General features: G+C 65.6%; 6 protein-coding genes and 1 tRNA gene. 6 read left to right on the top strand and 1 reads right to left on the bottom strand.

All coding sequences use genetic code 11. The annotated features are described in order from the left end of the window. Positions 1 to 165 precede the first annotated feature (165 nt). The 6 genes from drmD to drmB are packed head-to-tail and all read left to right on the top strand — an operon-like array spanning position 166 to position 14,963. A complete protein-coding gene (drmD, locus tag GGD88_RS14735; RefSeq protein ID WP_184436785.1) occupies positions 166 to 3,399 on the top strand; it encodes a DISARM system SNF2-like helicase DrmD in 3,234 nt (1,077 codons plus the stop codon). A gap of 5 nt (positions 3,400 to 3,404) precedes the next feature. Further along, complete coding sequence (locus GGD88_RS14730) at positions 3,405 to 7,487, top strand: DNA methyltransferase (protein WP_221237172.1); 4,083 nt, start codon at positions 3,405 to 3,407, stop codon at positions 7,485 to 7,487. 40 nt (positions 7,488 to 7,527) lie between these two features. Continuing rightward, positions 7,528 to 8,964, top strand: coding sequence for an HD domain-containing protein (locus GGD88_RS14725; protein WP_184436783.1), 1,437 nt, complete (start codon positions 7,528 to 7,530; stop codon positions 8,962 to 8,964). After that, positions 8,961 to 9,494, top strand: a complete 534-nt coding sequence (locus GGD88_RS14720; protein WP_184436781.1) for a hypothetical protein — start codon at positions 8,961 to 8,963, stop codon at positions 9,492 to 9,494. Before GGD88_RS14725 ends, GGD88_RS14720 begins: the two co-directional genes overlap by 4 nt. Before the next feature lie 24 nt (positions 9,495 to 9,518). Further along, a complete protein-coding gene (gene drmA, locus GGD88_RS14715; protein WP_184436779.1) occupies positions 9,519 to 13,040 on the top strand; it encodes a DISARM system helicase DrmA in 3,522 nt (1,173 codons plus the stop codon). Positions 13,041 to 13,061: 21 nt separating this feature from the next. Further along, a complete protein-coding gene (drmB, locus tag GGD88_RS14710; RefSeq protein WP_184436777.1) occupies positions 13,062 to 14,963 on the top strand; it encodes a DUF1998 domain-containing protein in 1,902 nt (633 codons plus the stop codon). A gap of 190 nt (positions 14,964 to 15,153) precedes the next feature. Here drmB and GGD88_RS14705 read toward each other — a convergent pair. Then, positions 15,154 to 15,230: transfer RNA gene (locus tag GGD88_RS14705), tRNA-Met, on the bottom strand. Positions 15,231 to 15,248: the final 18 nt, after the last annotated feature.

Here is a 15,248-nt window from a genome sequence, read left to right as displayed (position 1 = left end):
GGGATCGGGATCCGTTAAGAGTGCATCATGCGGAGATAAATCCGCATCGCGGCCGCCAGCGCCACGCTACGATAAGGCTTTTCAGATTTGAAAGGATCTGACAGGGCTTGATCCTCGACCCTTGATTGGAGAACCAGATCAGGCAGGATGAGGGCGACACCTGACATGGAGAACTCGGTGGAGCGCCATCCTTCCGTAGGAGATTTCGTCGAGATCCGTAGACGCCCCTGGCTTGTAGAAGGCGCTTCGCACCCTGATGGCGGGACGCCCTTCCTCAACCTTTCTTGTATTTCCGACGACGCTCAGGGTGACCAACTGGATGTGGTCTGGTCTGCGGAGATCGCGCCGCAGGTTTTGTCGGATGATGCGTGGGGGGAAATCGCTCGAGACGGCACGGACGACATTCCAGTGTTCGCCTCCTATCTGCGAACCCTCAAATGGAACACGGCGACCTCGGCGGACCGGCATCTATTGCAGTCGCCGTTCCGGGCCGGTATTCGCCTGGATGCCTATCAGCTGTTGCCACTACGCAAGGCGCTCCGACTCCCACGCGTCAACCTGCTGATCGCTGACGACGTCGGCCTGGGCAAGACCATTGAGGCCGGCCTGATTGTTCGCGAACTCCTGCTACGGCGGCGCATCGACATGATAGCGGTGGCGGCCCCGCCATCCATGACTCAGCAATGGCAGGACGAGTTGGAAGCCAAGTTCGGCCTTTCATTCACCATCATCGACCGAGAAAGGCTTGCCGAGCTGCGGCGATTGAGGGGGTTTGGGGTCAACCCCTGGAGCACTGGGTCACGCTTCATCATTTCGCACCGCCTGTTGACCGATGAGACCTACACGGCCGGCTTGCGCGATATCCTCGGCTCCTTCCGCCCCCGTTCACTACTGATCCTCGACGAGGCGCACAACTCAGCCCCCGCAAGCGGCGCAAAATACGCCATCGACAGCCAGTTCACCCAGGCCATCCGCGACATCGCACCCCGGTTCGAACATCGCCTGTTCCTTACGGCCACGCCCCACAACGGCCATTCCAACAGCTTTTCGGCCCTGCTGGAAATCCTGGACCCGCAGCGCTTCACGCGGGGAGTGCCGGTGCGCCCGAGGGACCTGGAGCCGATCATGGTGCGCCGCCTGAAGGCAGACCTGAGAGCCATCGACTCTCGTGCCTTTCCTGAACGAAGGGTGGAGCCGGTTGTCCTGGACGGCTTGCCAGACTCCTCGCCGGAACTCGTTCTGTCGCGCATGTTGATGGCATATGCCGACGTGCGCGACAGTCGTCTGGCAGGTCTTCCGCCCGGACAGCGGACGCGGGCAACGCTGGTCTTCATTCATCTGCAACAGCGCCTTCTGTCTTCGGTCGCGGCGTTCGCCCGCACGCTGGAGGTTCACCGCCGATCCCTGGCCGCCGCGCTGGACGCCGCAGAGAAAGACCTCCTGGACAGGCCCAAGCCGGACGACCTGTCGCCACCGGACCTTGACGACCTGCTCCCAGGCGCGGACGACGACGCCACCCTCGAAAACATGCTGGACCGGGAGGAGGATGACGAGACGGACGCAATCACCCGTCTGGGCGCCCGCGAAGCGACCCGCACCGCCCTTGCGGACGAGCTTGAACACGTTGATCGCATGCTGGCGGTGGCGAAACCGGCGGCAACCAGACCCGATGCGCGCGTCGACTGGATTATGGAATGGGTGCGGACCCACATGCTGGCCGACGACGGCACGACCTGGACCCGCCGCCGGCTGATCCTGTTTACCGAGTACGAAGACACCCGGCGTTGGTTGCAGAAGCGCCTGCTGGAAGCCCTGGCCGAGACGGACCGCGCCGATGCTCGCGTCGAAACCTTCACCGGTGCCACCGGTGCCGACCGCCGCGAGGCCGTCAAGGCCGCCTTCACCGCCGATCCGGACAAGGCGCCCGTGCGCATCCTGTTGTGTACCGATGCCGCGCGGGAGGGCATCAACCTGCAAAGCCACTGCCACGACCTGATTCATGTGGACCTGCCCTGGAACCCCAGCCGCCTGGAACAACGCAACGGCCGTATTGACCGCAAGCTTCAGCCTTCCCCCGTCGTGACGTGCCGCTACTTTGTGTATGCGCAGCGCGCGGAAGACGTAGTCCTGCGCACCCTGGTGGAGAAAACCGAGCGCATCCGCACCCAGCTTGGCTCCGTCGGGCAGGTCGTCGAATCGCGCATCTCGGATCGCCTGACGCGCGCGGGGATCCGACAGGGCGATGCCGCCGCGCTGGGACGGGCCATCGACGCCGAAGAGGACGACGCGGGCCTTGCCACCAGCCGCGACGAGATGGACGACGAACGGGACGCCCGCATCTCACGCCTGAAGGCGGACCTGGATGATCTGCGCCGTGTTCTGGAAGATTCCCGACGCAAGGTCGGCATTGATCCCGGTGAGCTGCGACGCGTGGTCGAAACGGCCCTGGGGCGGTCGGGGGTGTCCCTGGATGCGGCCCGCGCGGACACGCTGAAGGACGGCGTCGAGACCTTCAGGCTGGACCCCGCCTTGCCGCTGTTCGCGAATGATCCGGGCTGGACAACCATCTTCGACGATCTCCGCCCGCGCAAACGCGGACACCGTGAACCCGTCGCCGTCTGGCGCCAGCGTGAACCGGCCCGCGCCGTCGCCTTCGAACCGCCCATCGCAGAGACGGGCGCCGATGCTGCCGACGTGGTCCAGATCCACCTGGAACACCGCTTCGTCCGGCGGCTGTTGTCGCGGTTCCTGTCGCAGGGTTTCCAGGCCCGCCTGAACCGCGTCTGCGCCCTGATCGGTCCCGGTGCCCAGCCGCGTCTCGTCATGGTCGGGCGTCTGGCCGTCTATGGCCCCGGCGCCGCCCGCCTGCACGAGGAGTTCATCCCGGTGACCGCTCTGATTCGCGAACGGGACTGGGGCCGAACCCCGCTCAAGGCCCTGGGGCAGACGGGCGAGGCGACCACCATGGACCAGCTTGAGGACGCCCTCCGCGCTGGTCGTCCAGTACCTGAGTCCGTGGCCGACCGCGTACGCGCCATGGCCCCCGGTGACTCCCGCGCCCTCAAGGCGACCTTGAACGAGCGCGCGGCGTCGCGCCTGGACACCGTGACGGCACAACTGGAAACCCTGGGCGCGCGCGAGGCGGACAGCCTGAAAGCGCTTCTGGTGGACCAGCGTGCGCGCATCGCAAGAACGGCGAAAGACGCCGATCAGCTTGAACTTTGGCCGGCCGAGGAACGCCGCCAGCGCGAGCGCGACCGCCGCCATTGGGCGGAGCGCCTGACCGCCCTTGATCGCGAGATCGCCGAGGAACCCGCCCGCGTCCGCGACGCCCATGCCCCGCGCGCACACCGGGTGGAGGCGGTCGGCCTCGTCTATCTTTGGCCGGCGACGGGATGACGCGGATGCGAAACGCCGACATCCCCCTGACCGATCCGGATCGGGAATGGCTTGATCATGTCAGGCCCGTGGGCCTCGTGGTCGCCCCGGAGCGGCTGCGCGAGCTGGGTCTGGTGCCGGAACTCCAGACCCGCGCCGACAACGCCGCCGTCGCGGCGCTGCTGGGCGACCCGACAGATGACGGCCCATCCCTGCCCGACCCTTGGGCCTTCTTCAGCGACATCCTGGGCTGGCCGGCCGCGCGGATCGAGGGTGCGCCCGACGGTCCCGCGCTGGACGACCGAGTCTGCGTCCATTTGCCGGACTACGACACGACGCTGGAACCGCAGTGGGCCGTTCAAGCGGCGGGCAAATCCGGCGCGGGGGCCAACGGCGCGCCCCGCCATCAGCTTCTGGTCCGGCTGGAGGCGCCCGGTGTCGATCCCGACGCGCGCGGCGGCCTGGACGGCTGGGAAGCGACCCCGCAACACCGCTTCGAACGCCTCCTGCGCGAAAGCGGCATCGAGGCCGGCGTGCTGGTCTGTGAACCACGGCAGCGCCCTCAAGATGCCGAGATCCGGCTGGTCTATGCGCCGAAGGGTGAGACTTCCGGCTGGCTCGCCTTCCCGCTGCAGCCGCTGACGACCGTCGCCGGGCGGTCCATGCTGGGCGGGCTCAAACTGATGCTGGGTGTCGAGCGCCTGTTCACGGCACCGGAAAGCCACCGGCTGTCCGCGCTGCTGCGTGAAAGCCGTGCCGCCCAGGCCAGTGTCTCGACAAAGCTGTCGGGGCAGGTGCTGGGAGCCTTGCATGACCTGCTCCGGGGCTTCAAGGCCGCCGAACCCGACCTGATCGCCGGCCTGGTCGAACACCGGCCGCAGCACCTGTACGAGGGCCTGCTGACGGTCCTTCTCCGCCTCGTCTTCATCCTGTTCGCCGAGGACCGGGACCTGCTGCCGGCCCGCACCGACGCGGCCGCCCGCGATCTGTACGAGCGCGGCTATGCCCTGCGCGGCCTGCATGCCCGCCTGCTGGACGACCGCGCCCGCCACCCCGACACGATGGACGAGCGGGTCGGCGGCTGGGGCCAGATCCTCGCCCTGTTCCGCATGATCCATGGCGGCGTCCGGGGCGGCTTCATGATCGGGCGCGGCGGCACGCTGTTCGACCCCACCCGCTTCCCGTTTCTGGAGGGCCGGGCCACCCCTGACCAGGCGTCGCGCGTTCCAGCCCTGACCGACGGCACCGTCCTGGCCATCCTGGACGGGCTGTTGATGCTGGACGGCGAGCGCCTGTCCTACCGCACCCTGGACGTGGAGCAAATCGGCTCGGTTTACGAGACCGTCATGGGCTTCACGGTCGAGGCCGCCTGCGGCCCCGTGCTGGCCATCCGCGGCGGCAAGCGCAACGCGGTGCCGGTTTACGTCGATCTGGACGAACTCGTTGGGCTGAAGGCCAAGGATCGCCTCAAGCGCCTGAAGGAAGGCACCCACCGCACCAGTTTCGGCGCCGGCGTGGAACGCGCGCTCAAGGCCGCCAACGACCGCACCGCTCTGGCGGCCGCGCTGGAACCCATCGCGGATGAGCGCGGCAGCCCCGGCGCCGCCGTGCTGCCGGCCGGCGCCGCCATCCTGCAGCCCACCGACGAGCGTCGCCGCACAGGCAGCCATTACACCCCGCGCGACCTAAGCGGCCCGATCGTGCGCCAGACCCTGGCGCCGGCCCTGGAGCGTCTGGGGCCGGACGCCACCCCGGCGCAGGTGCTGGACCTGAAGGTCTGCGACCCGGCCATGGGCTCCGGCGCCTTCCTGGTCGAGGCCTGCCGCGTGCTGGCCGAGGCCCTGGTCGCCGCCTGGGCACGTCATCCCGGCAGCCGCCCCCAGGTGCCGTCGGATGAGGACGAGGATCTGCTGGCGCGCCGTCTGGTGGCGCAACGCTGCCTGTACGGCGTGGACCGCAACCCGATGGCGGTCGATCTGGCGCGGTTGTCGCTGTGGCTGGCCACCCTGGCCCGCGACCACGAGTTCACCTTCCTCGACCATGCGCTGAAGGCCGGCGACAGCCTCGTCGGCCTGACCCTCACCGCCATCGGCGCGCTGCATTGGGCGCCGGGCGGCAAGGGCGTGCCGCTGCTGTCGCGGCATGTCCGCCAGCGCATCGACAAGGTCATGGCCGCGCGGCGGGAGATCCGGGAGGCTCCGGACGATGTCGCCCAGGCCGTACAGGAGGTGCGCCTGCGCCAGGTCGAACCGGTGCTGGACGAGGTGCGTCGGCTGGGCGATGCCGTCATCGCCGCCTTCTTCTCCGCCGACAGGGCGCGCGCCCGGGAAAAGGCGCGACAGGACCTGGAAAGCTGGCACGACAGCCCGGCCGAACAGGGCAAGGTGGACGACCTGCGCACCGGGTTGCGGCGGGGCGAGCATCCGGTCACGCCGTTCCACTGGCCGGTCGAATTCCCCGAGGTGTTCGTGGACCGGCCCAACCCGGGCTTCGACGCCATCGTCGGCAACCCGCCGTTCGCCGGCAAGAACACCCTGGCGGCCGGCCATCGCGCCGGATACGCTGACTGGCTGAAGACGATCAACCCAGGCGCCCACGGCAACAGCGATGTGGTGGCGCATTTCTTCCGCCGCGCCTTCGGCCTGATCCGCGAGGGCGGCGCCTTCGGCCTGATCGCCACCAACACCATCCGCCAGGGCGACACCCGGGCCACCGGCCTGACCGCCATCCTGAAGGCCGGCGGTGCCATCAGCCACGCCACCCGCCGCCTGAAATGGCCGGGCGATGCCGCCGTGGTGGTCTCCGTCGTCACGGTGGTCAAGGGCACGGTCGCGAAGCCACTGCTGGACGGGCGGCTGGTCGAGCGCATCTCCGCCTATCTGGTGGACGGACCGCTGGACGACTCCCCGCAACGGCTGACGGCCAACCGGGGCAAGGCGTTCCAGGGCTCCATCGTGCTCGGCATGGGCTTCACCTTCGATGACGTCGCTGCGGCGAAGGGGGAGGCGTCGTCCCTGGCGGACATGGAACGCCTGATCGAGAAGGACCCGCGCAACGCGGAACGCATCTTCCCCTATATCGGCGGCCAGGAGGTCAACAATGACCCGCGCCAGCGGCACCGGCGCTATGTGATCGACTTCGAGGACTTCCCCCTGCGCCGCGACCCCAACACGGACAGTTGGTGGGATCTGTCGGAAGAGGCGCGGGACAGACAAAGACGCGATGGCATCATGGCGCGCGACTACCCCGGCCCGGTGGCGGCGGATTGGCCGGATCTGTTGGAGATCATAGAGCGTACGGTTCGCCCTGAAAGGGCCACGGACAACCGGCCAGCCTATAGAAACCGATGGTGGCGCTTCGCTGAAAGAAGGTCTGGCCTGTATTGTGACATTTCGTCAAACGATTGGGTTTACGCGACCTCTAGCAAGGCATCTCCACAATTTCTAATCTCAATACTGCAGAGCAGTTTGGTATTTTCGCAGAACTTAAATGTATTTCTGGGAAACGACATCAAATTTTCATGCATTCAATGCAGAATTCATGAAACTTGGGCAAGGTTTTTTGGAACCACATTTAAGGACGATTTAACGTACACGGTATCAGATTGTTTTTTCACATTCCCCTTTCTTAACAATTCAATTGACCCGGCGCTGGAAGCCGCCGGCCGCGCCTATCACGACCACCGCGCCGCGCTGATGATCGCGCGCGACGAGGGCCTGACCAAGACCTACAACCGCTTCCACACTCCCCGCGAAAAATCGGCTGACATCGTGCGCCTGCGGGAGTTGCACACCGCCATGGACCACGCCGTCCTGCGCGCCTATGGCTGGGACGACCTGATCCCCGACGCCGTGCCGGAATTCCTGACCGAAGACACGGAAGCCGACTTCACCTATCAGGGCCGCCTGTTCTGGCCGGCCCCGGTGCGCGATGAGGTGCTGGCCCGCCTGTTGGCCCTCAACGCCGAGCGCGCGGCGGCGGAACAGGCCCTCGGCCTGACCGCCGGCCCCCGGGACGACGCGGGAGACGATGCGGAAGATGACGGCGACGAGACCAAAGGGACGGGCCGCGCGCCCGATCGTCAGGGCGAACTTTTCGCCGATCCCTGAGAGTGGTACACGTCAGGGTGTCGTCCCTGATGGAGCCCTCATGACCGCGTCCGCCAGACCCCAGCGCATCCGCGATCCCCTGCACGATCTGATCCCGTTCGACCGCAGTCAGTTTGAACAAACCCTGTGGACCGTGGTCCAGACACGCCCGTTTCAGCGCCTGCGCCGCGTGCGCCAGCTTGGCTTTTCGGAATACACGTTTCCGGGCGCGACCCACACCCGCTTCGCGCACAGCCTCGGCGTTTTCCACACCGCCCGGCGCCTGATGGGCATCATTCGGAAATATATCTCGGACTCCGGAAGCGAAGTTCTTGAGCATGACGCCCGCGTTGCCGTGGCCGCCGCCCTGGTTCACGATGTCGGCCACGGCATGTTCAGCCATGCCTTCGAGAAGATCGGCGAGCGCTTCGGTCTGGCGCTGGCCAGCCATGAAGAGGTCAGCCAGCGCCTGATCCGGGACAGCGAGATCGCCGAGGCTTTCAGAGCGATGGGCAGCGGCTTCGCCAATGACGTCGCGACGCTGATCGGGCGCAAGGGGCCGGGTACCCTTTATGACGCCGTGGTATCCAGCCAGTTCGATGCCGACCGCCTGGATTACATGCGGCGCGACAGCCTGATGACCGGCGTGCGCAACAGCAGGATCGACTTTGAGTGGCTGACGGCGAACCTGGAGATCGGTGAGGTTCAGGTGGTGGAGGACAACGAACCCGCCGGTACCATCGAGACCTTCGTGCTCGGCCCGAAAGCGACGCAAGCGGCGGAAAACTACGTTCTCTCTTTGTTTCACCTCTATCCCAATGTATACTTTCACAAGGCAACCCGCGCCGCCGAAAAAGTGTTCACCGAACTGATGGCGCGCGTCATGACGCTGGTGAAGTCGGAAAACGTCGCGGCAACCGGCCTGCCGGAGACGCACCCGATCATCCGGTTTGCCGTGTCGCCCGATTGCCTTGATCGCGCCCTGGACCTCGATGACACCGTGTTCTGGGGCGCATTGCCGATGATGCGGGAGGCAAATGACGCGGACGTTGGGCGTCTGAGCCGCATGCTTCTGGACCGAAGGCTGCCGAGGTGCATCGATATCCGCATCGAACTTGAACGGCGGCGCCCGGCGCACAAGGCCATGACCGAGGCTGAGCGTGAGGACCAACGTCGATGGGTGAAAGCGCGCCAGGAATTGATCGGGCAGCGGATCGAGCAATTCAACGCGGACAATGCCGCCCAAGCGCCGCGCATTCTGATCGATGAGGGAAAACGAAGCTGTTATACCCGACTGCAGGGATCGAAAGGGCCTCTGAATCAAATCCACATGCGCTCTCTGGCCGGCGATGTGGTTGACATCGCAACCGTGTCGCCGATTGTTGCGGCGGTTGAGCCGTTCGAGTTTTTCAGGGCCTATGTGGGCCGTGACGACCCGGATGCCGAAGCGGTGGTGAGGACAGCCTTGGACCAGGAAACAGGGGGGACGGGCACATGACCGGGTTCATGAGGAAGGCTATGGCCGACCGGGAAAAGGCCGTCAGCATCGTCCGTCATGCCGGAGGTAGGTTGGTTGGACGCACCCGCCTTCAGAAAACGGCCTACCTGATGGAACTCGCCGGCTACGGCGAGGGATTCGACTTCGAATACCGGCACTACGGCCCCTACAGCGAGGACCTGTCGGACGCCATGGAGTTGGCCGAAGTCTTCGAACTCGTCAAGGAGGAGGAAAAACCCACCCAGTGGGGCGGCTGGTATTCGATCTATACCGTCGATTCCGATCCGGAGACGCTGGACGAGGGCAAGAGTGCCTTCGTTAGCACCGTCGCGACGTTCGGTGCCATCGAACTCGAGTTGGCCGCCACCGCCGCCTTTCTGCACATGGTCGAGAAGGTCCCCGATCCCTGGGAGGAAACGGCGCGCCGCAAGCCGGAAAAGGCCTCGCCGGAGCGCTTGGCGAAAGCGAAGGACATCTACAGGCAGATCAGCGCGCTCAAAACCCCCAAGCCGCTCCCGGCCATCGCCTGACATGCCGTACCCGATCCCGTTGTCATGACCACGCCCTCCGCCATCCGCTCCCAGCTTGTCGACGTTCTGCGCCGCGATCTGGTTGGGCCTGCACCGCAGCCGACCGACGCCGATCTGGCCCGCGAACGCCTGAAGGAGCCGCCCTCGCGGTGGTACCTGACCGGCTTCATCGCGCCGGCGGAGGACCCGGTCGGCGCGGCCGATGACCCCACCATGCAGGAAGATCGGGAAACGCTCCTGGAGACGGAAGACACCGATGCCTCTGTCTTGGGAGATGGCGCGGCTGACGATGAGGCTGCCGACGACACCCCAGCCGCCAAGCGCCGCTTCCTGCCCTCGTCGGTGGGGCTGACCGTTCTGGTGGACCGCACCGTGTCCCGCCTTCAGGTGCGGGCCACCTGGGGCGACTATGTCACCGAACCGCCGCTGCCGACGATCTGGCGCGCCCCCGAGGCCACGGACATCAGCACGGCTGAGACAGAAGACAGCGAGAACCAGGACCCCTTCGCGCCGGATTGGATCCGCCAGCCGGGCGAGGCAAAGGTCACGATTGACGTCGCACCGGGCGCACCCGCCCGGACGGTGTTGCCAGGCAGTGCCGCCCCCATGGGCGCCGGCGGTGCCCTGGTGCTGGAAAGCGTGGCCCGGCCGACCACGATCCGGATGCCGGAAGGACACACGCGGGAGGTGTTGGTCGTCACCCTGTTCCTGGTCAACAGACGGCGTCGGCCACGCAGCCGACACCGCGACGTCAGCTATGCGTTCCAGGCCCGGCTTGACGTGTTCTGCGACGCGGGCTTCGCACCTCGGCTGGACCTGTCGGACTACCGTTCGACCGATCATGACCTGCGCGTCGCCGACCTGCACTACCGCAACGAAGAGGATTTTGCCACCGGCCGCAACACGGCGACGGACTGGACACGCGATCCCACCGACGGTGTGGTCCGCCACGTCTGGACAACCCCGCTACCGCTGGCGGAGGTGGACCGGATCGCACCAAACGAAGCCATCACGGACGTCGCCTTCGATGCCGAGGCACTGGCTGCGTTGGCCGATGGCACTGGCGAAGCCCTCGGGGATGCCCTGGCCCCCCTACCGGACCAGTACGGAACTTGGATTGGGTCCCAAGTCACTGAGGCCGCCAGCCTGCTGGCACCCCGGCGACGCGAGACCGGGGAAACGTTGGTCACGGCGATGCGCCGCGCCCGCGACCGCATCGCCGAGGGCATTCGGCTGCTGCGCGAACAGCCCCGCGCCCGGCAGGCGTTCGCCATCGCGAACCGGGCTGTATCTCGAGCACACCGGCAGCGGATTGGATCGGACATCGGCCAGGCCCCGGAAACCGTTGCCGCCCTGCGCTGGCGACCGTTTCAGCTTGCCTTCGTGCTCCTCAACCTGCCGGGGCTGGTGAAGGGGGACCATCCCGACAGGGAGACGGTGGACCTGTTGTTCTTCCCCACCGGTGGCGGAAAGACGGAGGCCTACCTCGGGCTCGCCGCGTTCGCCATCGCCCACAGACGACTGTCTGCCTCAGGTGTCCTGGGGGCTGGGGTCACCGTCATCATGCGCTACACGCTGCGTCTGCTGACCCTGGACCAGCTGTCGCGGGCCGCCGGCGTGGTCTGCGCCCTCGAGCTGGCGCGCACCGACCCGGCCCTGGTGGATGCGCAGGGCCGGCCGGTGCTGGGAGACTGGCCCATCGAGATCGGGCTGTGGGTGGGCTCGGCGGCAACCCCGAACGTCCTGGGGGGCCGAGGCAACACCGGCAACCATACCGCCGTCACGCAGGTGCGTCGGTTCAAGAGGACAGGAGAAAAGCCGCCGGCTCCACTCAAGACATGTCCCTGGTGCGGCACGGCGTTCTCGCGGCAGTCGTTCGATTTGGTCCCGAACGCCCAGACACCCCACAACCTGGAGATCCGGTGCGCCAATACGGCCTGTGACTTCACAGGCGACCGCCCCTTGCCCATCGTCACGGTGGATGATGCCATCTATCGCCGCCTGCCGGCGTTCCTCATCGCCACGGTGGATAAGTTCGCTGCCCTTCCGTGGATCGGCGAGACCGGGCATTTCTTCGGCCATGTGGATCGGTTCGAGGCCGACCTGGGCTTCTTCGGCGCCGCCGATGACCCACGCGCGGGACGGCCGCTGTTCAACGGGTCAACGCTTGAACCGCCTGCCCTCATCATCCAGGACGAATTGCATCTGATCTCGGGGCCGCTGGGAACCGTGGCGGCGCTGTACGAGACAGCCATCGACCGTCTGGCCTCAAGGGTTCATGACGGGGGGCGTGTCCGGCCCAAGATCGTCGCATCGACGGCGACGGTTCGTCAGGCCTCGGAGCAGATCCGGCTGCTGTTCGACCGGACGGATACCGCCGTGTTCCCGCCCCCCGGCATCGACCGCACGGACAGCTTTTTTGCCCGAACCGTGCGCGACGAGCAGAATCCACCGCGCTGGTATGTCGGCCTGGCGGCCCAGGGACGTGGGCCGAAGCTGGTGTTCCTGAGGACCCTCAACACGTTGACGGCCGCCGGCATGAAGGCGTTCGAAGAGCACGGGGCGGCGGCGGACCCCTACATGACGGCGCTATGCTACTTCAACAGCCTGCGAGAACTGGGCGGTGCGCGGCGCATCGTCGAGGACGAAGTGCGCAACTATGCCCGGGGGTACGGACGCCAGCGGCGCCGCCTAGCCCCGCCGGACGCCCCCTTCGCGGATCGCCACATCGGCGAACCCCTGGAACTGACGTCGCGCGTCTCGACAGACGACGTGGCCCAGGCCAAGACGGCCCTATCGCGCCCCTTTTCCCTGTCTGGCGCGCGTGTCGATGTCGCCCTCGCCACCAACATGATCTCGGTGGGCCTGGATATCTCTCGGCTCGGCGTGATGGTCGTTCAGGGGCAGCCGAAAACAGCGGCCGAATACATCCAGTCCACCAGCCGCGTGGGCCGGGACGCCTTTCGACCGGGGTTGGTTCTGACCATCCTGAACCTGCACAAGCCACGGGACCGGACGCACTATGAGGGTTTCGGCGCCTTCCACCGATCGTTCTACCGGTCGGTGGAGGCGACGACAGTGACACCTTGGGCCCCACGCGCGCTCGACCGAGCGCTGGCCGCCATCGTGGTTGCGATCGGGCGCCATATCGATTCAGCGATGACGGCGGAAACGGCCGTCGGCGCGTTGTCCGACAATCCCGACGTCCGCACCCGCGTGATCGACGCTATTGTGAGCCGGGTGCCAGACGAGGACTGCGTCGTGGGCGGAAAAGGAGCACTAAGGACCCGTGTTGCCGACCTTCTTGACGCATGGACGCGCACGGCCGATGACCTGACGGCTCAAGGGACCCGCTTTTCCTATTCCCATCGGGGCGGCAGGCGGCATCTCCTCTATGCACCTTTGGATCCCCTCATCAAGGACGAAAGCCCCGACCATCAGAATTTTGTAGCCGGATGGTCCATGCGGGATGTTGAGGGCAGCGTCTATCTCAAGGTCATGAACCCATGGGGCCAGCCACTGGCCAATGCCGATGATCTCGACTGACGGATCCGGGGAACCTTCAGCATGAGCCGCACGACCCAGCGGATTGGCCAACTGATCACCACGTTCGGTCCCGGCGCCATGGTGGACCTGCCCACTCGATCCGTCCTGATTGGCGGACTCGATCGCTGGGAGATGCGGGATGGCACGTTCAGAGTGATCGAGGAGGATCGCCTTGCCGCCCGCTTGGAGGCCATGCTCAAAGCCGCCGGCCGTCTCGACGAAGCCCGCCACCTGTCCCTCCGAACGCCGCCCTTGCTGGAAGATCAGCCGGGAACGAAAGCGCCTCCAGGCGTCCAGGTCACTGTGTTTCCGATCTGGTTCGTCGTGGACGCCGAGGACGGTGGGCCTCAGGACAATGCCGAGGACGCGAACCGAGAACGACGACGCCGTTTAGTAAAATGGGGCGACCTCGATCCCTCGGGTAAACTGAAATGGATCGATGACAACGGCAGAAAGCGGACCGTCACACCGATCCGCTTCGTCGGCGCGTGCGAGAAAGGGCACCTCCAGGATATTGATTGGCGCTGGGTGGTGCATGGGCAGGACCACTGCCGCGAACCGCTTTGGATGGTGGAAAAAGGCACCAGCGCAGACCCGCGGGATGTGAGCATTCGGTGCGATTGCGGGCGCAGCCTCAGCCTGGATCAGCTGTTCGCGCCGGGCCGACTGGGCCCGTGCAAGGGTGAGCGGCCTTGGCTAGACACGCCGGACCCGGCGGGATGTAACAAGGCCCTCCGTCTTCTGACTCGCACCGCCACCAATGCCTACTTCGCGCAGATCGCAACAGTCATCTCACTGCCGGCGGCCTCTGACGAGCTGGCCCAGCGGGTGCAGGCCAATCTTAGCCGTCTACAGGAATGCGACAGCGCGGCTGAGATCGGCGTCGCCCGGAAGGTGGTGCCGGAGCTCAAGGCTGCGCTTGAGGGCTGGTCAAATCAGGAGGTTTGGGACGAGGTTCAAAGGCAGATCACCCAGGCGACACAAAACCTATCCCGCTCCCCAAAACTAGCCGAGTTCGACGTGTTCGCCTGCGGCCGACCGCACATCGGTGAGGACACACGGCAGGCCCGGCTGTTCGCGGAAACGCTGTCGCGCGTTACCTGGGATCCGGACAGTGACCCTATCTGCTCAGGTATCCAGGCTTTGATCGCCGTCCATCGGCTGCGAGAGGTCTCTTGTCTATACGGTTTCACTCGATTCGAAGCTGCACGAACTGCCTTCGACGATGAACTGGAAGACATACAGCTCAAGGTTGACGGAGCACCACTCTCTTCGGACCTGGATTGGCTGCCGGCGGTCGAGCAGTTCGGTGAAGGGCTCTTTTTTCACTTCGACCCGGCCTCGGTCGCCGATTGGCTGGTAAGGACGGGAACACAGGAACGTGCGGCGCGCCTTTCGGCGGCCTATCGCACCTGGGCCCTGAGCCGCGACATCGATCCGCTTCGCCTGCCCGGCGTTGTCTACACCATGATTCATAGCCTTTCGCATGCGCTGATGAGCGAAATTGCCTTGGTCTGCGGTTACCCAGCCAACGCGTTGAAAGAAAGAGTTTACGCGCTGGAGTCACTGTCTCAGCCTGGCCGTTTTGACAAGTGTGGACTTCTAATCTATACGGCGACGTCTGGGACTCAAGGGACATTGGGCGGCGTAGTCGCCCAGCATCGGATGATCGTTCCCATCTTCAGACGCGCCTTTGAGCGTCTCCATGTCTGCTCGAACGATCCAATTTGCTCGGACCACGATCCCGGCACCACTTTGGATGACAGAGCCCTGCAGGGCGCAGCTTGTCATGGATGCCTACTCGTCTCTGAAACCAGTTGCGAAGCGCGGAACCAGTATCTCGACAGGGCGTTTTTGGTCGATACGCTCGCAAGTGGCGGCTCCGCGTTTTTTGAACACGCATGGCAACGGACAACTTCGTGAGCGGACTGGCTACACCTTGCCAGATCAACCAGACGGCCGTCCCCCACCCCTCGGAATGGGCCGCGGCCTACGCCCATGCCGCCGCAAATTCGCTTTCTGGAGCTACCTATATGTTACCTGGGCGGGAAATTGGGTGGATTTAGGCACATGAAGAAAGCCCGCTAAGTGTATGACTTAGCGGGCTTTTCTGTGGTTGCGGGGAGAGGATTTGAACCTCTGACCTTCAGGTTATGAGCCTGACGAGCTACCGGACTGCTCCACCCCGCGGTGGTGGATGTATGGGGC

This window comes from Roseospira goensis (assembly GCF_014197795.1).
GTDB classification, from domain to species: Bacteria; Pseudomonadota; Alphaproteobacteria; order Rhodospirillales; family Rhodospirillaceae; genus Rhodospira; species Rhodospira goensis.
This window is presented reverse-complemented; position numbering and strand designations above follow the sequence as displayed.